The organism is Streptomyces griseorubiginosus, from assembly GCF_001514195.1.
In the GTDB taxonomy this organism is placed as follows: domain Bacteria; phylum Actinomycetota; class Actinomycetes; order Streptomycetales; family Streptomycetaceae; genus Streptomyces; species Streptomyces griseorubiginosus.
In genome coordinates this window covers 619,716-640,593 of record NZ_KQ948737.1, presented here as the reverse complement: position 1 = coordinate 640,593, position 20,878 = coordinate 619,716, and the positions used below count along the sequence as shown (strand labels likewise).

Genomic DNA, 20,878 nt, shown 5'->3' with positions numbered 1-20,878 from the left:
GTGACCGGACCGCGACGCGGACGGACGAGACCGAACGGGAGGACGATGTGACCGACGCCGTGGACGAGGTGCTCGCGCGGGTGCACGGGGAGGTGGCGGCGCGGGCCGAACGGCTCTGGGACATGGCGCGCATGCTGCACTCCGACCCGGAGTACGCCTTCGAGGAGCACCGGGCGGCGGCGCTGCTGTGCGGAGAGCTCGAATGGGCGGGATTCCAGGTCCGGCGGGACGTGGCCGGCCTGCCCACCGCGTTCACCGCCCGCTCCGGCACCAGGACCCGCCCGGCCGTCGCCCTGATGCTGGAGTACGACGCCCTCCCCGGCCTCGGTCACGCCTGCGGCCACAACCTGATCGCCGCGGCCGGCCTCGGCGCCGCCCTCGCCGCGCGGGCGGTGCTCGACCGGGACGCCGGCACCGTGTGGGCCATCGGCACCCCGGCCGAGGAGGGCGGCGGAGGGAAGGTCGCCGAGACCGAGGCCGGGGTGTTCGACGACCTCGACGCGGCCCTGATGTTCCATCCCGGTGTGCACAGCTGGCAGTGGGCGCCGCTGACCGCGCAGGCCCAGTACCGGGTCGGCTTCCACGGCCGGGCCGCCCACCCGACCGGCAACCCCACCGAGGGCGTCGACGCCCTCGCCGCGCTCGTCCAGCTCTTCAACACCCTGGCCGTGGTGGGGCGCAGGCAGCCCGAGGGCTCACACGTCCAGGGCATCGTCACCGACGGCGGCCGGGCCACCAACATCGTCCCCGAGTACGCGGAGGGACTGTTCGGGCTGCGCGCGCTGACCACCGGCGCCCTGGAGGACCTGGCGGGCGAGCTGCTCACCTGCGCCCAGGGCGTCGCCCGGGCGACGGGGACCACGGTCACGGTGGAGCGCGCCACGCCCCGCTACGAGCACTTCCGGGACAGCTCGGTGCTCTCCGCCCGGTTCGCCCGGCATCTGGCGGGCGCGGGCATCGAGATGACCCCGCCCGCACCCGGCGTCTACCTGGGCTCCTCCGACGTCGGCAACGTCAGCGGACGGGTGCCCGCCATCCACCCCTTCGTGGCGATCATGGGGGAGGACGGCTCCGACCACACCCCCGAGTTCGCCGTCGCGGCCGGCTCCGAGCGCGCCCGTCAGGTGATGCTGGCCGCCGCCGAGGCGCTGGCCCGCACGGCGGTGGAGGTGCTGCTGCGACCGGAACTGCGGGACGCGGCGTGGGAGGACCACGACCGGGCGAAGGCGCGCAGCTGACGTCCCTGTCCTAAAAGGAACACGACAGGGCGACGGCGCCCAACTGACGTCCACGTCCCGGGAGGACCACGACAGGGCGACGACACGGAGCTGACGTCGTCCTGTCGGTTCGCGTCAGGGGGCGGCCGTCGCGTGCGGGAGTGGCGGCCGGCCGGTCAGTTCTCGTGCAGGTGGTAGACGTTGAAGGCCCGTCGGATCACCGGCTGGGCCACGTTCCGCACCCGCACCCCGCCGGCCGTCATCCCGTGCTCGGAGCCCGCGTGGGCATGTCCGTGCACGCTCAGGTCGGCTCCCGCGGTGTCGATCGCCTCGGCCAGCAGGTAGCTGCCGAGGAACGGATAGATCTCCAGCGGCTCACCGGCGAGCGTGTCCGCCACGGGGGAGAAGTGGGTGAGCGCCACCCTGGCCGCGCAGTCCTGCCGGCCCAGTTCCTCCAGTGCGGAGCGCAGCCCGTCCGCGCAGCGCCGTGAGTACCGTACGAACTCCTTCATCAGCGGCTCGCCGAACTCACCCGCGCTCCGGCCCACGAACCCGCCGCCGAACCCCTTGGTCCCGGCGACGCCGACCCGGGTGCCGCCGCACTCCACGACGGTCCCCTCGCCCTCCAGCACCCGCACCCCCGCGTCCTCCAGCAGGGCGGCGACCTTCTCGGGCTGCTCGTCGTGATGGTCGTGGTTGCCGAGAACCGCGACGACCGGCACCGGCAGGTCCCGCACCTCCTGCGCCACCACGCGCGCCTCCTCGGGCGTGCCGTGCCGGGTGAGGTCGCCGGCCAGGAGCAGCAGATCGGCACAGTCGGACAGGGTGTCGAAGGCCGGGCGCAGCACGCCCTGGCTCTCCGGGCCCATGTGGATGTCCCCCACGGCGGCGACACGGATCACGGCAGTTCCTCCGCATGATCGGGCGTGGCGGTCTCGGCCACCAGCACGTCGGTGTGCACGGCGAGCCCGGCGAGTTCCTCGCGGACGGTCCGCAGCACGGTCTCCCGGCACTCCGCGGACGGCACGGTCCCGCTGACCACGACCGCCCCCGGCCGCACTTCGGCCCGGACCCCCAGCTCGCCCAGTTCCTCCGCGGCCAGCCGGTCACGGAAGTGGGCGACGCGGTACTCGACGTTCTCGCCGGCGCCCTCCGGCGCGGACCCGCTCATGACCGACCCTCCTCGCTCATCGCTGTCCTGTCCTGCGATTCGATGACCCCGAGCCGCTCCAGGAAGTAGAAGAACGCGTCCGGCATCGGCGCGTCCCCGCAGCCCCGGCGTACGGCGTCCCAGTCGACCTTCTCCCGCAGGGTGCGGGCGATCGGCAGGACGGCCCCGAAGTCGCAGTGGTGCTCGGAGAACGCGGACAGCAGACTGTGCAGCAGGTCGGTGGGGGACAGCACCGGCATGAACACCGAGTCGACCGAGAGTTCGTCGGCCCGTGCCAGCAGCTCCCGGGTGACCGGCTGGTGGGCCAGCTCGAAGATCAGGTCGACCTGCTGGCCCAGGCAGTCGGCCTTCAGCAGCCAGTCCTCCGGAGGCGTGCGTACCTGGAGACCGGCCTCGCGGAGGGTGTCGGCCACGGACTGGGCGTCCTCGGGGAGGATGGCGAAGTCGACGTCGTGCTGGAGGTTCTGGGAGCCGCCGTGCGCGTACACGGCGACACTGCCCGCGAGCGCGAAGGCGTGCCCCTCCCGTTTCAGGATCGCGCCGACCTGCTTGGCCGCCTCAAGGATCGCCTGGTTGCGGTCCACGGGCAGACTCCGGGCGAGCGCCTCACCCGCGGCCTCCCCGGTCGCCAGCCGCAGTCCGGTGACGCCCCCGTGGTGGGCGACGTCGTCGTCGGCGTGCTGCGTCATCAGTGCCCCCTTCCTGGCCGGCCCGCACCCGGGGCCGGGACGGGCGGACCGGGTACCCGGGAGGGCGGGTTCGACACGGTGGAGCACGACGCGAGCGCGCCGACTCGTCACCCGGCGGCCCGGCTGGACGCCGACACGTCCCGCGAGGCCGTGTCCTGGCTGTTCACAGCGGTGGCCGCCGGACGGTGGAGCGGCCAGGTGGTGGAGCCGCCGGGCCGTGGAGCGAGCGGGCCACCCCCTCCCGGGCCGGTGCTCGCCTGGGCATGGCCGGCATGGCCGGCATGGCCGGCATGGGCCACATCGGCCGCGAACCGCCCTGGACGGCGCACGCCGCCTCTGGCACGGAACGGCTACTACCCCGAGCCCACCCCGGCCCCCGCCGACGACCGGCACGGCCTTAGCGCTACGGGGAGAACCCGCCGTATGCCGTGGGCGGGTGACGGAGTGACGGACCGTCACGGAGGGGACTCGGCGGGGGAGTCGATGCTGTGGCGGCCTCAGAAGGTCCACGGCAGTTGGTGGAACCCGGTGTTCCGTATGAGAGTGCTGTGAATTTCCGATGCGGTTGAACACGCGGGGCTCGGCGTCCGTATGGGGCCGGGGGATTTGCATGCCCGGAGAGCCGAGACGCGCAGGAGTACATCCGTGGGACGCAGCAATCGCAGACGACCGACAGGCGCACGACGTGCGACCTTCGCCGCAGTGGCCCTGATGCTCGGGGGTGGTGGGCTGGTCGCGGCGAACGTGTACGCCTCCGCCACGGAGAGCGGCACACCGCAGCAGACGTCGTGGGGAGCCGTCACGATCGACTGCCCGGACGTCGGGGACACGCTCACCAACGTGCCCGACGGCTCGCGGGCGGAGGTCGACCAGGAACTCGCCCGGCTGGACCAGCAGATAGCGGAGGCGTACCAGCAACTCCAGGACCCGTCGATCCAGGACCGCGACGCCGCGCAGAGCCGTATCGTCGATCCGCTCCAGCAGAACCGCGCCGCCACCATCGAGCGCATCGGCGCCGCGTTGCAGCGCTCGGGTGAACAGCCCCAGGGACTCGGCGACATGGCCGGCTGCACCCTGCGCCAGACCGACAACCAGAACGGTGGCGGTCAGGGCGACCAGCAGGGGGAGGGCCAGGACCAGCAGGGCCAGGGCGACCAGCAGAACGGCGGTCAGGACCAAGGCGGTCAGGGCCAGGACGGTCAGCAGCAGGGCGGCCAGCAGGGCGGTCAGCAGCAGGGCAACGGCGGTCAGGCCGGCAACGGTCCCGTGGCCGCTGACTACGCCGACATCAACAGCGCACCACCCGCCGCACAGGCGCCGCCGGCTCAGGGCGACGCCTCCCGCGGCACCTTCGTCACCAGCTGCGGTGTCAACGCGAACGGCCTGTTCAACTCGGACAACGTCATCGTCGCCCCGGGTGTCTCCAACGGCGCCCACCACTTCCACGACTACATCGGCAACCAGTCGAACACCGCCTTCGCCAGCGACCAGGACCTGGCCAATGCCCAGACGAGCTGCGTCGACCAGGGCGACAAGTCGACCTACTACTGGCCCGTGATCCGGCTCCAGAACGGCACGCAGGAACAGGACGCCGCCAAGCCCGGCGGTGGCATCGAGGGCAACGCCGGCAAGATCGTCACGCCCAAGGAAGTCACGCTGACGTTCGTCGGCAACCCCCGCAGCAAGGTCACTGCCATGCCGCGGCTGCTGCGCATCATCACCGGTGACGCCAAGGCCTTCGTCAACGGCCCCGCCAACGCCAACGCGTCCTGGAGCTGCACCGGGTTCGAGGACCGGCAGCTGAAGGACAAGTACCCGCTGTGCCCGCAGGGCAGCGACGTGGTGCGCACCTTCAAGTTCCAGAGCTGCTGGGACGGCCGCAACATCGACAGCGCCAACCACCGCACCCACGTGGCGTTCGCCCAGAACGACGGCACCTGCCCGAACGGCTTCAAGGCCATTCCCCAGCTGGTCCAGCGGATCGTCTACGACGTCGACGCGCCGAGCCTGAACGACGGCGGCCGCACGACCCCGCTGTTCGCGGTCGACTCGTTCCCCGAGCAGCTGCACAAGCCTGTCACCGACCACGGCGACTTCATCAACGTCTTCGACGAGAACCTGATGAACGAGATGGTCGGCTGCATCAACGACGGCCGCCAGTGCGGCGTGGGCACGGGTCAGGACGACCCGGGCAACGGCGACAACGGCAACAACAACGGCGGTGGCGACGGCAACAACAACGGCGGCGACAACGGCCAGAACGGCGGCGGTCAGAACGGCGGAGACACCGGCAACGGCACCGACCCGACCCCCGGCAACGGCAACGACGGCAGCAACGGCAACGACGGCGGCAACGGCAACGGTGCCGAGGAGAACCCCGGAAACGGCGGCGACCCCCAGCAGCAGCCCGCCCCGGCCACCGAGGCCCCGGCCGGTGACCAGACCACCGCTCCCGCCGACAACCAACCGAAGACCTACAGCTCACCCACCGCCCACAGCACGTCGGCACCCGACACCACGAACGCCGACGGCTCCGGCGACGAGCCGACGAACCAACCGGCCGAGTCGAGCCGGCCCGACCCCCAGGACGACACCGCGACCACCGAGCCCGCAGCCGTCGCACAGCCCCCCGTGGCCGCGCAGCCGGCGCCGCAGGGCGACCAGGGCAGTCTCGCCGAGACCGGCACCCAGCTGTGGCCGGGCGCGATCGGCGCGATCCTGCTGATCGCCGGATTCGTCCTCCTGCGACGCACCAGCCGCCGCTCGATGTGACACCGGGGTGGGTCCCCGCCACGCGTTCCCGTGGCGGGGACCCACTCGTGCGATGGCACGAAAAGAACAGGAGCGGTCCTCCCGCAGGCTCCCGACGAGACGTCGGTGTACATGCAAACTAAGCTGAGGAACAAGCGACCGCTGAAGACCGCAGACCCCCGCGGGGCGAATTCACGGCACCCCTTGGTGCCCCAGCCCATGGTCCGTATGCAGCAGTACCGGAAGCACGGGAACGCCACTCCCGGTGAGGCTTGACGGGCCATGCCGTCCCCTCCCCAGGGAGCCCCCATGTCTGCACGCCGAACCCGTCTGCGAGCGGGGTCCGTCCTCGCGGTCTGCCTCGCCGCACTCACCTCGACGACGGCTGGTGCCGCCACCGACCCGCCCGACCGGCACGAGCTTCAGCGTCAGCTCGACGAGTTCGTGCGGAGCCCGGGCGGCCCACCCGGAGCCATCGCCGTCCTGCGGACCGAGAACGGCACGCGTGTCGTACGCGCCGGAGTCGCCGACATCCGCACCGGGCGCGCGCCCCGGCCCGACGACCACATGCGCATCGCGAGCACGGCCAAGGCCTTCAGCGGGGCGGTGGCCCTCACACTCGTCGACCACCGCGTCCTGCGGCTCGACGACACCCTGCACAAGTGGCTTCCCCAACTCCCCGACGCCTGGGGCAAGGTGACTCTTCGTCAACTCCTCAACCACACCAGCGGTCTGCCCGACTACTCCCGCAGCGACGGCTTCGTCGCCGCACTACGGGCGGATCCGCGCCATCAGTTCGACTCCCGGCGCCTGCTCGACTACGTCGCCGACCAGCCCCTGCTCTTCACGCCGGGCAGCGAGTACCGCTACTCGAACTCGGACAACATCGCCGTGGCGCTCATGGCGGAGGCGGCGACCCGGACGACGTACGAAGAACTCCTGCGCAGACTGGTCTACCGGCCCCTCGGCCTGCAGTCGACCAGCCTCCCGCAGGGCTACCGGATGCCGAGTCCCTATCTGCACGGCTATGACGTGGACCCGCCCGCGGCTCCGCAGGACGTCAGCGAGGTCATCGGGATGTCGGGTGTCTGGGCCTCCGGAGGGATCGTCTCCACACCGGCCGACATGACCCGCTTCATCCGTGGCTACGCGAGCGGACGGCTCTACGGCGGCAGGGTCGTCGAGCAGCAGCGGCAGTGGATCGAGGGCTCCTCCGAGCCCGCCGGGCCCGGCCGCAACTCCGCGGGTCTGGCCGTCTTCCGCTACCAGACGCGGTGCGGTGTCGTCCTGGGCCACACCGGCAACACGCTGGGCTACACCCAGTTGATCGCGGCCACCCCCGACGGCCGCCGTTCCCTGACGTTCTCGGTCACGTCACAGGTCATTCGGTCCACCGACGCCGCGCGGCTGAAGAAGATGCGTGCCCTTGAGGAGAATTTCGTCTGCGCGTTGCTGCGCGGCGGGGGTGCATGACTGTTCCGTGGGAATGCGCCTGGCCTGACCGGGAATTCAGCGCGCGTCGACGGGAATCACTCCACCACCGTTTCCCAGGTGTCGACGGCGTAGTGGACCGACATTCCGTTGCGTGCGTACAGCTCGGGCGCGCCGGTGGCGTTCTCGGTGTCCACGCCGAGGCCCACGGTGTCGCGCCCCCGGGCCGCGAACGCGGCGAATGCCTGGCGCAGCAGCAGACCGCCGAGGCCCCGGCCGCGGGCCTCGCGGCTGACGGCGAGCGTGCGGATCCAGCCCATGGCCTCACGGTCGTCGCGGGCGATCAGGAAGCCGACGTCCCCGAGGTCTTCGGTGGAGACCAGCCACACCAGGGACCAGTCGATGCGGTCGGCGTGGATGTCGTGCAGCCACTGCTCGTAGGAGCGGGGCTGGAAGTCGAAGTGCTCGGCGAAGCCGACCTGGTGCAGGGCGTGGACCTGCCGCCGGTCCGCCTCGTCGGCACACGGCCGTACCCGCACGCCGGCCGGCGGCTCGGGCGGCAGGTCCGCGTCGGCCCGCAGCGGCCGCTCCAGCACGTGATAGCGCCGTACGGCCTTCCAGCCCCGGTCCCGTATCAGTGCGAGGTCGGTCGTGGGCGCCGAGTTGAGGTGCAGGTGGATCACGGCCCGTGCGGCCCCGTTGGCCCGCGCCTTCTCCAGCGCTCTGGTCTCCAGCGCCTCCAGGAGCAGCTCACCGGCCTTCTGGTGGTCGGGAAGGACGTAGTGGTCGGCGTCGATGCGCTCGCCCTTGGAGTCGTCCCACACCAGGGCGTACGCCACCAGCCGTGAGCCGTCGAAGGCCAGCCAGGAGTCGCGGTCGAGGTCGATCTCGGGGTGCCCGAGGTCGCTCTCCACCGTGGGCAGGTCGGTCTCGGGCCGCCCGATCTCGATGCGGTCGATCTCGTTGAGCAGCTCGGTGACGGCCGGCGCGTCGGTGAGCGCGGCAGCGCGCAGGAGGTAGGACATGGGCCCAAGCGTCCGGAACAGGGCCCGCCGCCGCAAACGAGTTTCGCCGGGGGACCTGCGTGGAGACGGGACAAGTGTGACGGCTGCTACGCCTGTTGACACCGAGGTCAACTGATAAGATCATCGCACTTTTCAGTGGGCTGATGACGCGTCATACGCGCGGTGCGCGGTCAGTCTCCCGACGCGAGGCGACTTGAAAAGAGTCTCATGACGTCATTGTTCGAAGATCCACTCCTGTGGATCCTGCTCGTGGCAGTCGTCGCCGCGGTCTTCGCGGGGATGCGCGTGCCAGGCCGGCCCGCCGAGCCGGTCGACCACACCGGCAGCCGGTTCCGCCGTCCTGTCGAAAGCATCTCGGTGCTCTGCGGCGGCCGGCGCAACCGGGGCGTGGGCGCATGACACGGCAGGACGAGGACGCTCCGGTGACCAGCGACTTCGTCCGCTCCTACGTCGTCACGGGCGGCCGTATCACGGGGAGCCGTATCGCGGGGGGCCGTATCACGGCGGCCCTTATCACGGGGGGCCGGCGTCTCCCCTCCGAGGATGCCGTGGCTCTGCGCTCGCTGGTGTGCACCGCGCCCGAGCGGACCCTGCCGCTGGGTGCCTGCCCTGAGGCGCGGGCGATCTGGGAGCTCTGTTCGGGCGGCTGTCTGTCGGTCGCCGAGGTCGCCGGGGTCGCCGGGCACCTGGGACTGCCCGTCGGCGTGGCCCGACCGCTGCTGACCGAGTTATGCGAGCAGGGGCACCTCCTGCCGCGCTGATCCGGCCCCCGCCCAGCACCTCCCCCGAGCGACACTCGAAAAGGTTCTGCATGGACTCGAAACCCTCACCATCGGCTGACCCCGGGGCGAACGGCTCCATCTACGTGTCCGCCGACGTGATCACCGCTGCGAAGATCCTGGTGGTCGGGCATTTCGCCGTGGGCAAGACGACCTTCATCGGGTCGCTGTCGGAGATCACCCCGCTGCGCACCGAGGAGAAGATGACCCAGGCGTCCCTGCACATCGACGACCTGCGCGGGGCCCCGGACAAGGCGACCACCACCGTGGCCCTGGACTTCGGCCGGCTGACCCTGAGCGACGAGCTGGTGCTGTATCTGTTCGGCACCCCGGGGCAGCAGCGCTTCATCGAGCTGTGGGAGGAGATGGCCCGCGGCGCGCTCGGTGCCCTGCTTCTGGTCGACCCCTCGCGGCTCGAGGAGACGTTCCCGGTCATCGACCTGATCGACGAGTACGGCCTCGAGTACGCGGTCGCCGTCAACACGTTCTCGCAGGCCGGCCACTTCGAGGAGGAGGAGATCCGCGAGGCTCTCGACCTGCTCCCGGACACCCCCGTCACCTACTGCGACGCCCGCGACCAGCGGTCCTCCGCCCGGGCCCTGATCGCCCTCGTACGCCATCTACTCGACCGCGCCGCCTGAACCACCGCCCCCGGACCGTACCGTCCGGACCTCACAGGGAGACGGACAGGGAGACGGACAGGGAGACGGACGGGAGACGGACAGGGATGCTCACGGCGCGGCCGCGACGGGTGCGGCCGGATGCCCCATGCGCGAGCCTCTTCCGCCACCGCTGACCCGGCACCCTCTTCGCCCCGCGACCGCCACCGCTGGGCCCCGGGGCTGCCCTCGACGACGGCCGAGTCCCGCTCGACAGCGTGTTCCTCGCCCCCCCGTGGCGCCGGAGCCGGCCAGGAAGGGGTTCTGGAGCAGCTTGCTGAGGATCTTCCGTGTGTAAAGGCTCAGCCCTCCCCGGCTCAGCCTTCTCCCGGTCAGTCAGCCCTCCGCCCGGCTCAGCCGACCCGCCTCGACCCGTCCCGGCGCCTGCGTTCGTTCGGGGGACAGATCCGCTCCCACGGGTCCGAAAGCCCCTTCCTCGGGCAGAATCGACTCCCGTACGGCCCGGTCAGTGGTGCGAGGTCAGCGGTGCGAGGAGCGGCAGTGGCGATGGAGTACTACGACCTCGGCTCCCACGGCCGACCCGTCACCACCGAATCCGCCGAGGCCCAACTCTGGTTCGACCGGGGCCTGGTGTGGACGTACGCCTTCCACCACGAGGAGGCCGTGGCCTGCTTCGAGAAGGCGGCCGCCGCCGATCCGGACTGCGCGATGGCCCACTGGGGCATCGCCTACGCGCTGGGCCCGAACTACAACAAGCCCTGGGAGTTCTTCGACGCCCGCGACCTGGCCCGGACCGTCGAACGCACCCACCTGGCCGTCGAATCGGCGCACGAGAAGGCGGCCGCCAGGGCCACCCCGGTGGAGCGGGCCCTGATCGGCGCCCTGCGCGCCCGCTACCCACAGGCCAGGCCCGCCGAGGACTGCACGGTGTGGAACCCGCCGTACGCCGACGCCATGCGTGCCGTCCACGAGCTCGCCCCGGACGACGCGGACGTGGCCGCCCTGTACGCGGACGCGCTGATGAACCTCACGCCCTGGCAGCTGTGGGACCTGCGCACCGGCGAACCCGCCCTCGGCGCGCGCACCCGCGAGGCCCGGGCCGTCCTGGAACGGGCGCTCGCGAGCGCCACCGGACGCGACCACCCCGGCGTCCTGCATCTGTACGTCCACCTGATGGAGATGTCGCCCACGCCCGAACTGGCGCTGACCGCGGCGGACCGGCTGCGCGGCCTGGTGCCCGACGCGGGACACCTCCTGCACATGCCCTCCCATCTGGAGGTGCTCTGCGGCGACTACCGGCGGGTGGTGTCCGACAACAGCGCGGCGATCGCCGCCGACGAGAAGGTGCGGGCCCGGGCGGGCGCGCTGAACTTCTACACGCTCTACCGCTCGCACAACTACCACTTCAAGATCTACGGCGCGATGTTCCTCGGGCAGTCGCAGGTGGCCTTGGAGACGGCGGCGCAGCTGGAGGCCTCGATCCCGGAGGAACTGCTGCGGGTCGAGAGCCCGCCCATGGCCGACTGGCTGGAGGGCTTCCTCGCGATGCGCGTCCACGTCCTGGTCCGCTTCGGCCGCTGGACCGACATCCTGGACCTGCCGCTGCCTAAAGACCCGCGGCTGTACTGCGTGACCACGGCGATGCTCCACTACGCCCGCGGAGTCGCCCTGTCCGCCCTCGGGCGCGTCACCGAGGCGGAGGCCGAACGGACCCTGTTCCGGGCGGCGGTCGCCCGGGTCCCCGAGACCCGGATGCTCTTCAACAACACCTGCGCCGACATCCTCGCCATCGCCTCGGCCATGCTGGACGGCGAACTCGCCTACCGCAAGGGTGAGTTCGACACCGCCTTCGCGGCCCTCGCCCGGTCGATCGACCTGGACGACAACCTCCCCTACGACGAACCCTGGGGCTGGATGCAGCCCACCCGGCACGCCTACGGCGCCCTCCTGCTGGAACAGGGCCGGGTGGCCGAGGCGGAAGCCGTCTACCGTGCCGACCTCGGCCTCGACGACACCCTCCCGCGGCCACTCCAACACCCGGGCAACGTCTGGGCGTTGCGCGGCCTCCACGAGTGCCTGACCCGTGCCGGAAAGAACGCGGAGGCACAACTCGTGGCCCACCAACTACGCACTACCACCGCCCTGGCCGACGTCCCCATCGAGGCATCCTGCTTCTGCCGGACGGAGAGGGACTGCTGCGGCTAAGCCTCCCAATGATCTCCCGACCCGCGAGGCACCCGACCCGCGAGGCACCCGACCCGTGAGCCCCCCGCCCCCTCCAGACCTCCGAGGCGCCCAGCACCCCGGGACCCGCGACGCACCCGGCGCCCCGGGCCCCGCGACGCACCCGCCGCCCCGGGTCCGCGATGCACCCGGCGCTAATGTCCTCGGTATGAGCGAAAACTCTCTGCGGTCCGTCAGCGTCGAGCGCACCGGGGCCGGGCACTACGTCGCCACCAACGCACGCGGCGGCACGATCGTCTTCGGTACCGGTTCCGACGACGAGTTCACCCCGGTCGAACTGCTGCTCGCCGCGCTCGGTGGCTGCACGGCCGTGGACGTCGACCTCGCCACCAGCCGTCACGCCGAACCCGCCACCTTCACCGTCCAGGTGGCGGGCAACAAGGTCGACGACGAGCTCGGCAACCGGCTGACCGACCTCACGGTCACCTTCACCGTCGCCTTCCCGGACGGCGAGGGCGCCGAGCGGGCCCGGACGATCCTGCCCCGCGCGGTGAAGACCTCCCACGACCGGCTCTGCACGGTCAGCCGCACGGTCGAGATCGGCACGCCCGTCACCGCCACGGTCCAGGACGCCTGACCGCTGCGTACCCTGTCCCCGTGCCCGCCTCCCGCCTCCGTCGTGTCGCCGTGCTCGTCCTCGAAGGCGCGAAGCCCCTGGACGTAGGGATTCCCGCACAGGTGTTCACCACCCGGGCGAGCATGCCGTACGAGGTACGGCTGTGCGGAGCGGCCCCCGGCCTGGTGAGCGGCGGGGACGGGCTGTCGTACCACGTCGCCCACGGGCTGGACACGCTCGGCTGGGCGGACATCGTGTTCATCCCCGGCTACCGGTTCCCGGACCGCGAGGACCCGCCACCGGCCGTCGTCGAGGCCCTGGTCGCCGCCCACGGCCGCGGCGCACGGCTGGCCGCGATCTCCACGGGCGCCTTCGCGCTGGCCGCGACCGGACTCCTCGACGGCAGGCGGGCCACGACCCACTGGCACTACACCAGGGCGCTCGCGGCGAAACACCCCCACGTGCGGGTCGACGAGAACGTCCTCTTCGTCGACGAGGGCAGCGTCCTGACCTCGGCCGGCGCCGCCTCCGGCATCGACCTGTGCCTGCACATCCTGCGCGGCGACCTCGGCGTGGCCGCCTCCAACCACGCGGCCCGGCGCCTGGTCGCGGCCCCCTACCGCAGCGGCGGCCAGGCCCAGTACGTGCCGCGCAGCGTGCCCGAGCCGCTCGGCGAGCGCTTCGCCGCCACCCGGGAGTGGGCCCTGCGCCGGCTCGACGAACCCCTCACCCTCGACCTCATGGCCCGGCAGGCCGCCGTCTCGCCGCGCACCTTCTCCCGTCGCTTCGTCGAGGAGACCGGATACACGCCGATGCAGTGGGTCATGCGGGCCCGTATCGACCGGGCCCGTGAGCTGCTGGAGCGCTCGGAGCGCGGGGTCGAGCAGATCGCGGCCGATGTCGGACTCGGGACCGGCGCGAACCTGCGGATGCACTTCCAGCGGATCCTGGGCACCACCCCGAGCGAGTACCGGCGCACCTTCACCCGGGGTGAATAGCTCTCCCCGCGGGCCTGGCGCGATCCTTTTGAACCATGGCGATCCCGCCACTGTCAGCGGCGCACGCCGCGCGCGAGCCTGGTGGCCATAGGGAAGGGACACCATTCATGACTCGCATCGCCATCAACGGATTCGGCCGCATCGGACGCAATGTGCTGCGCGCGCTCCTCGAACGCGACACCGCCCTGGAGATCGTCGCCGTCAACGACCTCACCGAGCCCGCCACCCTCGCGAGGCTGCTCGCCTTCGACAGCACGGCCGGCCGGCTCGGCCGTCCGGTCACCGTCGACGGGAACACCCTGGTCGTCGACGGCCGCCGGATCACCGTCCTCGCCGAGCGTGAGCCGGCGCAGCTGCCGTGGGCCGAACTCGGCGTCGACATCGTGCTGGAGGCCACCGGGCGCTTCACCTCGGCCAAGGCCGCCCGCGCCCACCTCGACGCGGGCGCGCGCAAGGTCCTCGTCAGCGCGCCCTCGGACGGCGCCGACGTCACCCTCGCCTACGGCGTCAACACCGACGCCTACGACCCGGACCTGCACACGATCGTCTCCAACGCCTCCTGCACGACCAACGCGCTCGCCCCGCTGGCCTCGGTGCTCGACGAACTGGCCGGGATCGAGCACGGCTTCATGACGACGGTGCACGCCTACACCCAGGAGCAGAACCTCCAGGACGGCCCGCACCGCGATGCCCGCCGCGCCCGGGCCGCCGGTGTCAACATCGTGCCGACCACCACGGGTGCCGCCAAGGCGATCGGCCTGGTGCTGCCCAACCTGGACGGCAAGCTGTCCGGCGACGCGATCCGGGTCCCGGTGCCGGTCGGCTCGATCGTCGAGCTCAACACCACCGTTGCCCGCGACGTGACCCGCGAGGACGTGCTCGCGGCCTACCGCGCCGCCGCCGAGGGGCCCCTCGCGGGCGTCCTCGAGTACTCGGAGGACCCGCTGGTGTCCTCCGACATCACGGGCAACCCCGCCTCGTCGATCTTCGACTCGGCGCTCACCCGCGTCGACGGCCGCCACGTGAAGGTGGTCGCCTGGTACGACAACGAGTGGGGATTCTCCAACCGCGTGATCGACACCCTCCAGCTGCTCGCTCAGAGCTGAGCCGCACGCGGACCGCGGGGCAGGGGCGGCGCTGGATGGTCGAGTTCTCGCCGCCCCGGAGATACATCGGAGGAGTGGAGTGGGATTGGTCTGGGCCTACTGATGTCCAGGTCGGGGCCCGATTGCCGACCCGTGGCGCAACTGCCCTGCGATCCCCATGGTGTTGAAGTCATTGACAGGTGCATAGGTCCCTCCTAGGTTCCTCGATACACCCGATGTATCGACGATCCGTCAGGTATGGAGGACGACGATGACCTCACCCTCGGAGAGACACCCGCACCCGGCCCGCAGGGCCGTGCTCGGCACCGCGTTGGGCGGAGCGGCCGCGACCGCGTTACCCGGCACGCCGGCCGCCGCGTCACCCGGCACGGCCCACCCCGGAGATCCGACGCCCGCCCAGGCCGCCGCCGGGCGCCCCTGGACACTCCGCGACACCATGAGCACCGACGACGCATGGGCCCGCTTCCTGCGCGACCAGGACCTGTTGTGGAGACGGCTGCCCACCCTCTGGTACGAGGGCCCCTTCCTCGGCGACGGCCAACTGGGCAGCATGGTCTACCAGGAACCCGGCGCCAACAAGATCCGCTTCACCGTCCAGCACGGCCGGGTCCAGGACCACCGCCCCGAGTTCGGCAGCGGCTGGGGCACCTGCCGACTCCCCGTCGGCCGTCTCACCCTCGAACCGGCCGGCACCATCACCGCCGTCGACTGGCGCCTCAGCCTCTGGAACGCCGAACTCACCGGAACCGTCACCACCACCGCCGGCACCCTCACCCTCGCCGCCCTCGTCCATGACGAGGTCCTCGCCGTCCGTGTCACGGCCCGCGGCGACGAGCGGGCCACCTGGACCTTCCACCCCGAGGAGGCCGTCAGCCCCCGGAAGATCAGTGAGGCCCCGCCCGCCGACTACACCGCCAACCCGCCGTGGACCACCCGCATCGCCCCCGACGGCACCGAGCTGGTCCTCCAGCCCCTCACCGGCGGCGGACAGACCGCCACCGCCCACCGCCGCACCGGCGACGACCTGCTGCTCAGTGTCGGCCACAGCCACCCCTCCGACACGGCAGCCGAGGCCGACTCCCTGCGCAACCTCCGCCGCGCGAAGTCGTACAGCGCGCTCCGGAAGCGGCACACCAGCTGGTGGCACGCCTTCTACCGCAAGAGCTTCGTGTCGTTCCCCGACCAGCGCCTCCAGAGCTTCCACTGGATCCAGCTGTACAAGGTCGCCTCCGCCAGCCGCGCCGGCGGACCCGTCATGGCGACCTCAGGGCCCTGGCTGGAGCCCACGCCCTGGCCCGCGGTCTGGTGGAACCTCAACGTCCAGCTGGAGTACTGGCTCATCAACGGCTTCAACCACCCGGAGCTGGACTCCCTCGCCACCACCCTGCGCCAGAACCAGGAACAACTGACCACCAACGTGCCCGCCGCCTACCGCGCCGACAGCTCGGGCGTGGGCCGCAGCTCCGACATGTTCGCCAACCGCAGCGTGGGCCGGCCCGGCACCGGCGCCGAAGTCGGCGACCTCACCTGGGCGTTGCACAACGTGTGGCTGTCCTACCGCCACTCCATGGACACCGCCCTGCTGCGCGACACGATCTACCCGGTGCTGCGCCGGGCGATCAACTACTACCTGCACTTCCTCACCCCGGGCAGCGACGGCAAGCTGCACCTGCCCAGCACCCTGTCGCCCGAATACCCGGTCGTACCGCCCCAGGACACCAACTACGACCTCTCCCTGATCCGCTGGGGCTGCCGGACCCTCCTCGAATCCGCCGAACTCCTCGGCATCGAGGACGAGTTGGCCCCGCGCTGGCAGGAGGTCCTCGCCAGGCTCACGCCCTACCCGGTCGACGACAACGGCTTCATGATCGGTGCGGACACCCCGTACGCCCAGTCCCACCGGCACTACTCCCACCTGCTGATGGTCTACCCGCTCTACCTCGTCAACTGGGACCAGCCCGAGAGCCGCGACCTCATCACCAGGTCGATCGTCCACTGGCACGCGCTCACCGGCGCGCACCGCGGCTACAGCTACACCGGTGCCGCCTCCATGTACGCCATGACCGGCGACGGCGACACCGCGATCACCTATCTGCGGAAGTTCTTCGACCCCACCACCCGCTATCCCTGCCGCGCCAACACCCACTACACCGAGGCCGGTCCGGTCATCGAGACCCCGCTGTCCGCCTCGCAGTCCCTGCACGACATGTTCTGCCAGAGCTGGGGAGGGGTGATCCGGGTCTTCCCGGCGGTCCCGACCGCCTGGGCGGACCTCACCCTGCACAACTTCCGCACCGAGGGCGCCTTCCTGGTCAGCGCCGTCCGCAAGGCGGGAACCACCCGTTTCATCCGCGTCCGCAGCCTGGCCGGCGAACCCCTCGAGCTCAAGCACGGCCTCACGGGACGGGTCACCGCCGTCCTCGACGACGGCACCCCGGCCCGCACCCACGACCTCGGCGGCGGCACCCTCGCCATCGACCTTCCCCGCGGCCGCGAGGTGCTCGTGCACACCGGTACCCGCCCCGACCTCACCCTCGCGCCCGTCGCCGTCAGCGAGCCCGGACCGGCCTGGGGACTGCCGTAAGGACCACACGACTCGGAGGACATCGATGTCAGTTCCGATCAGAACGGCGGTCACCGCAGTCTGTGCCTCGCTGGCGGCCGCACTCCTGGGCGCCGCACCCGCCCAGGCCGAACAGCACGACCAGGCATGGTCGTTGTCGGCGGGAGCACACGCGCCGCGCGCCGAGGTCGGCCTCGACGACACCACCGGCCGGCTGACGCTCGCCGTGTCCCGCGACGGCCGTACGGTCATCGAGCCGTCACCCGTCGGCCTCGTCACCGAACAGGCCGACCTCTCCAAGGACTTGCGCTTCCTGCACCGCAAGAGCCGTAAGGTCGAGGAGCGTTACCGCACCAGGTCCGGCAAGCGCCTGGACCGGCGGGTCCGGATGAACGAGACCCGGCTGTCCTTCGTCGGCGCACAGGGCGCCCGGCTCGACCTCGTGGTCCGCGCCGCCGCGGACGGCATCGCCTACCGGTACGTCCTGCCCACCGGGTCCGGTGACGTGCTCGGGGAGGCGTCCGCCTTCACCCTCCCGGCGGACGCGAAGGCGTGGCTCGGCGCCTACCGGGCGGACAACGAGGGCCAGTTCGCCCAGTACACCGCCGCGACCGCGCCCACCGGCGCGTACTCCGACCAGGCCCTGTTCTCGACCGACGGCGGGTACACCCTGCTCGTCGAGTCCGACCTCACGGGCGACTACTCCGGTGCCCGGCTCGCCCACGACCAGGGCACCGGTACCTATCGCGTCGAGCTCGCCGACGAACGGGTCGCCGCCACCGGCCCGTTGGCCACCCCGTGGCGCGCGATGGTCACCGGCGACCTCGCCACCGTCACCCGCTCCACCTTCACCGACGACCTCGCCCCCGCCTCCAAGGTGCGCGACACCTCCTGGATCAGGCCAGGCACCGTCCTGTGGACGTGGCTCGCGGGCGGCAGGGAGGCGGGACAGAGTCTCGCCGCGCAGAAGGCGTACGTCGACCATGCGGCCCAACGCCACTGGCCCTACGAGGCAGTCGACGCCGGCTGGTACTACCGGCCGGGGGAGTGGGACGTCACCGACCCCGACTGGCAGACCGACAGCTGGATGCCGGAACTCGTCCGGTACGCCCGCGCCAAAGGTGTCGGCATCATCGTCTGGATCCACCAGCGCGACCTCGACACCCCCGAGGAACGCGCCCAGTGGCTGCCCACCCTGGAGCAGTGGGGCGTGCGGGGCGTCAAGATCGACTTCATGAACTCCGAGGCGCAGCCCATGCTCCGCTGGTACGACACCATCCTCGCGGAGACGGCCGCCCACCACCTCATGGTCGACTTCCACGGCTCCACGATCCCCAAGGGCATCCAGCGCACCTGGCCGCAGGTCATGACCCTGGAAGGAGTCGCGGGCGAGGAGAAACGCACCAACACCGCCGCCCACCTCACCACCCTGCCCTTCACCCGCAACGTCATCGGCTCCATGGACTTCACCCCCGGCGCCTTCCAGCGGGTCGGACTGCGCCCCAACTCCGACGCGGCCGAGGTCGGCCTCACCGTCGCCTACGAGTCGGGCCTCCAGATGTTCGCGGGCACCCCCGAGTCGTACGAGGCAAGGCCGCTCGCCCGGGCCTACTTCGACCAGGTCCCGGCCGCCTGGGACGACACCCGGCTGCTCGCCGGCACACCCGGCCAGGAGGCCGTGCTGGCCCGCCGCAGCGGTGACCGATGGTTCCTCGGCGGCCTCTACGCGGGAGCCGCCCGCACGGCCCGGGTGCCGCTGGCGCTCGGTCCGGGCCGGTGGCTGGTGGAGACGATCCGGGACGGCGCCGAGGGCCTCGTCCAGGACCGCCGGGTCCTGCGCGGCGGCGACACCCTCACCGTCGACGTCGTCGCGAACGGCGGCTTCGCCGCGCTCGCCTGCCCGTGGCGGCCGGGCCTCACCACCTGCCACCGCTGAGCGCGAGGTCGTTCCGGGAGCCGTGTCCGATCGGCGAGAGGTCGATCGGATACGGCTCGGACGGCCGGCATCCTCGCTAGGCTGGCCGCCGGAGGTGCCCAAGTGGCGGAAGAGGCAAGCCAGTTGCAGGTCGATCCCGCATCGGCGGCGGTGTCGACGACGGTCGTGGTGATCGGCGCGGGTCCGGCCGGGATGACCCTCGCCACCCTGCTCCAGCACAGCGGCGTCCCCTGCGTCGTGCTGGAGCGCCGCTCCCGCGAGCACGTGGCACAGCGCCAGCGGGCCGGCATCGTCGAGACCCGCGCGGTCCGCATGTTCGACTCCTGGGGGCTGGCCGACCGCGTCCTCGGCGGCATCCCGTACGACGGCATCCTGGAGATCCGCGTCGACGGCTGCAGCCACCTGGTCTCCGACCGCGACGGCTCGGACGGCCCGGTGGCCCGGCTGTGCCCCCAGCAGGTCCTCGTGCAGAAACTCACCGAGACCTTCCTGGAGGGCGGCGGCGACCTGCGCTTCGAGGCCGCCGACGTCTCCCTGCACGACCTGACCGGCGACCGCGCGACCGTCAGCTACCGCACACCCGACGGCACCCCACACGCCCTGGCCTGCGACTTCGTCGCCGGCTGCGACGGCGACCGGGGAGTCAGCCGTACGGCCGTCCCCGACGGTGTCCTCACCGCGCACGCCTTCGACCACGGCATCGGCTGGCTCACCGTCCTCGCCGACGCACCGCCACCCGCACACCCCCTCCTGGCCACCGGCCCCCACGGCTTCGCCGCCCACTTCCCCCGGGGCCCGCACGCGAGCCGCTACTACCTCCAGTGCCCGCCCGACGACACCCCGGACGACTGGCCCGAGCAGCGCGTCTGGGACACCCTGCGCACCAGGCTCGGCGACCCCGCCCTCGGTTCCGGCCCGATCACCGACCGCGAGGTCTTCCGGCTCCGCAGCCTCGTCCACGACCCCATGCGCCACGGCCGTCTCTTCCTGGTCGGCGACGCGGCGCACATCGTGTCGCCGATGGGCGGCAAGGGCATGAACCTCGCCCTGTACGACGCCGACCTGCTCGCGCGGGCCGTGCGGGACTTCGTCCGGGACGGCGACGACACCGCGCTGGACACCTACTCGGCACGCTGTCTGCGCCGCGTCTGGAACGACCAGGAGTTCTCCCACTGGCTCACCAGGACCCTGCACGACGCCGGTGACGCCGATCCCTTCCTGCGCCACCTCGCCCTGGCCCGTCTCGACCGGCTCTTCCACTCCCCGGCGGCGGCCCGCGCCTTCGCCGAACTCATGACCGGGCTGGACCCGAGCGGCGGCGCGGTGCCTGTCCTGGAACCGTTCGGCGACCTTTCCGCGCGCGGCGGCGACTGACGGATCGCACCCGGCACCGCGCGGGCCTGCACGGCGAGGGGGCGCGGGTGGCCCTCGCGATCAACCTGCCTGCCGCACAAGCCGGTTGCCGCGGCCTGCCTCGGCTCGCGTGAGATCATCCGGCCATGAGCAGTGATCTGGAAGTAAGTGCTCTGGCGATCAATGTCGTGATCCCGGAGGCGCTCCGCTGGACGGACACTCGGCGCGGTGAGGCGTTCGCGCTGACCACGCTCAACGTCAGGCTTCTCCCGGACGGTCATCTCGCCGTCAAGGCTTACGGCAGGCCGGTCGGTGGTGGCCGTGGCGCGTACGTCTCGTTCCCTGTGCCCGACAAGCCCGAACTGACGGCCCTGGTCTCCGAAGCCGCCAGCCGCGCCGGGGTGCTGTGGGCCGGCCATCGTGGTCTCGGGTGAGGGCG

The 20,878-nt window shown here is 71.7% G+C and carries 17 protein-coding genes and 1 pseudogene; 14 read left to right on the top strand and 4 right to left on the bottom strand.

Features of this window, described 5'->3' with window-relative positions; all coding sequences use genetic code 11:
* Positions 1-47: 47 nt before the first annotated feature.
* Positions 48-1,238 (top strand): amidohydrolase, encoded by a 1,191-nt coding sequence (locus AQJ54_RS21220; RefSeq protein WP_079069957.1) that lies wholly within the window; start codon positions 48-50, stop codon positions 1,236-1,238.
* A 155-nt stretch (positions 1,239-1,393) separates the two neighbouring features.
* Here the strand turns inward: AQJ54_RS21220 and AQJ54_RS21215 are convergent, their stop codons facing one another.
* Genes AQJ54_RS21215 through AQJ54_RS21205 form a run of 3 tightly spaced genes read right to left on the bottom strand, consistent with a single transcriptional unit; the run spans position 1,394 to position 3,077 of the window.
* Complete coding sequence (locus tag AQJ54_RS21215) at positions 1,394-2,119, bottom strand: metallophosphoesterase family protein (protein ID WP_062239676.1); 726 nt, start codon at positions 2,117-2,119, stop codon at positions 1,394-1,396.
* Positions 2,116-2,388, bottom strand: coding sequence for a BON domain-containing protein (locus AQJ54_RS21210; protein WP_062239673.1), 273 nt, complete (start codon positions 2,386-2,388; stop codon positions 2,116-2,118). The genes AQJ54_RS21215 and AQJ54_RS21210 overlap by 4 nt, the downstream gene beginning before the upstream one ends.
* Positions 2,385-3,077: a nucleotidyltransferase domain-containing protein gene (locus tag AQJ54_RS21205; RefSeq protein WP_062239669.1), complete on the bottom strand. Its 693-nt coding sequence runs from the start codon at positions 3,075-3,077 to the stop codon at positions 2,385-2,387. The genes AQJ54_RS21210 and AQJ54_RS21205 overlap by 4 nt, the downstream gene beginning before the upstream one ends.
* Positions 3,078-3,788: 711 nt before the next feature.
* Here AQJ54_RS21205 and AQJ54_RS21200 point away from each other — a divergent pair.
* Positions 3,789-5,849 (top strand): DUF1996 domain-containing protein, encoded by a 2,061-nt coding sequence (locus AQJ54_RS21200; RefSeq protein WP_062240489.1) that lies wholly within the window; start codon positions 3,789-3,791, stop codon positions 5,847-5,849.
* 288 nt (positions 5,850-6,137) lie between these two features.
* On the top strand, positions 6,138-7,301 hold the full coding sequence (locus AQJ54_RS21195) for a serine hydrolase domain-containing protein (protein ID WP_062239664.1): 1,164 nt from the start codon (positions 6,138-6,140) through the stop codon (positions 7,299-7,301).
* Between the two features lie 56 nt (positions 7,302-7,357).
* On the opposite strand, the gene AQJ54_RS21190 is transcribed toward AQJ54_RS21195, so the two are convergent.
* Positions 7,358-8,284, bottom strand: coding sequence for a GNAT family N-acetyltransferase (locus tag AQJ54_RS21190; RefSeq protein WP_062239659.1), 927 nt, complete (start codon positions 8,282-8,284; stop codon positions 7,358-7,360).
* Between the two features lie 207 nt (positions 8,285-8,491).
* On the opposite strand from AQJ54_RS21190, the gene AQJ54_RS21185 reads away from it, so the two are divergent.
* The 11 genes and pseudogenes from AQJ54_RS21185 to AQJ54_RS21135 all read left to right on the top strand — a co-directional run bounded on the left by AQJ54_RS21185 (position 8,492) and on the right by AQJ54_RS21135 (position 20,873).
* Positions 8,492-8,683 carry a hypothetical protein gene (locus AQJ54_RS21185; protein ID WP_107121114.1) on the top strand — a complete coding sequence of 64 codons (192 nt, stop codon included), beginning with the start codon at positions 8,492-8,494 and terminating at the stop codon, positions 8,681-8,683.
* Positions 8,680-9,124: pseudogene (locus tag AQJ54_RS21180) on the top strand (DUF742 domain-containing protein). The gene AQJ54_RS21185 and the pseudogene AQJ54_RS21180 overlap by 4 nt, the downstream one beginning before the upstream one ends.
* Positions 9,096-9,704 carry a GTP-binding protein gene (locus AQJ54_RS21175; RefSeq protein ID WP_062239653.1) on the top strand — a complete coding sequence of 203 codons (609 nt, stop codon included), beginning with the start codon at positions 9,096-9,098 and terminating at the stop codon, positions 9,702-9,704. The pseudogene AQJ54_RS21180 and the gene AQJ54_RS21175 overlap by 29 nt, the downstream one beginning before the upstream one ends.
* 525 nt (positions 9,705-10,229) lie before the next feature.
* Complete coding sequence (locus AQJ54_RS21170; RefSeq protein ID WP_062240487.1) at positions 10,230-11,888, top strand: hypothetical protein; 1,659 nt, start codon at positions 10,230-10,232, stop codon at positions 11,886-11,888.
* 187 nt (positions 11,889-12,075) lie between these two features.
* Entirely contained in the window at positions 12,076-12,504 is a 429-nt protein-coding gene (locus AQJ54_RS21165) for an OsmC family protein (protein ID WP_062239651.1), read from the top strand.
* Positions 12,505-12,524: 20 nt separating this feature from the next.
* Positions 12,525-13,481 (top strand): GlxA family transcriptional regulator, encoded by a 957-nt coding sequence (locus AQJ54_RS21160; RefSeq protein WP_062020102.1) that lies wholly within the window; start codon positions 12,525-12,527, stop codon positions 13,479-13,481.
* A gap of 107 nt (positions 13,482-13,588) precedes the next feature.
* The gene (gene gap / locus AQJ54_RS21155) at positions 13,589-14,587 is read left to right on the top strand and encodes a type I glyceraldehyde-3-phosphate dehydrogenase (protein ID WP_062020101.1); all 999 of its coding nucleotides are present in this window, start codon (positions 13,589-13,591) and stop codon (positions 14,585-14,587) included.
* 250 nt (positions 14,588-14,837) lie between these two features.
* On the top strand, positions 14,838-17,171 hold the full coding sequence (locus AQJ54_RS21150; protein WP_211278569.1) for a glycosyl hydrolase family 95 catalytic domain-containing protein: 2,334 nt from the start codon (positions 14,838-14,840) through the stop codon (positions 17,169-17,171).
* Between the two features lie 25 nt (positions 17,172-17,196).
* Positions 17,197-19,086, top strand: coding sequence for a glycoside hydrolase family 97 protein (locus AQJ54_RS21145; protein WP_062239648.1), 1,890 nt, complete (start codon positions 17,197-17,199; stop codon positions 19,084-19,086).
* A gap of 102 nt (positions 19,087-19,188) precedes the next feature.
* Entirely contained in the window at positions 19,189-20,460 is a 1,272-nt protein-coding gene (locus tag AQJ54_RS21140; RefSeq protein WP_062239644.1) for a 4-hydroxybenzoate 3-monooxygenase, read from the top strand.
* 125 nt (positions 20,461-20,585) lie between these two features.
* The gene (locus AQJ54_RS21135) at positions 20,586-20,873 is read left to right on the top strand and encodes a hypothetical protein (RefSeq protein WP_062239641.1); all 288 of its coding nucleotides are present in this window, start codon (positions 20,586-20,588) and stop codon (positions 20,871-20,873) included.
* Positions 20,874-20,878: the final 5 nt, after the last annotated feature.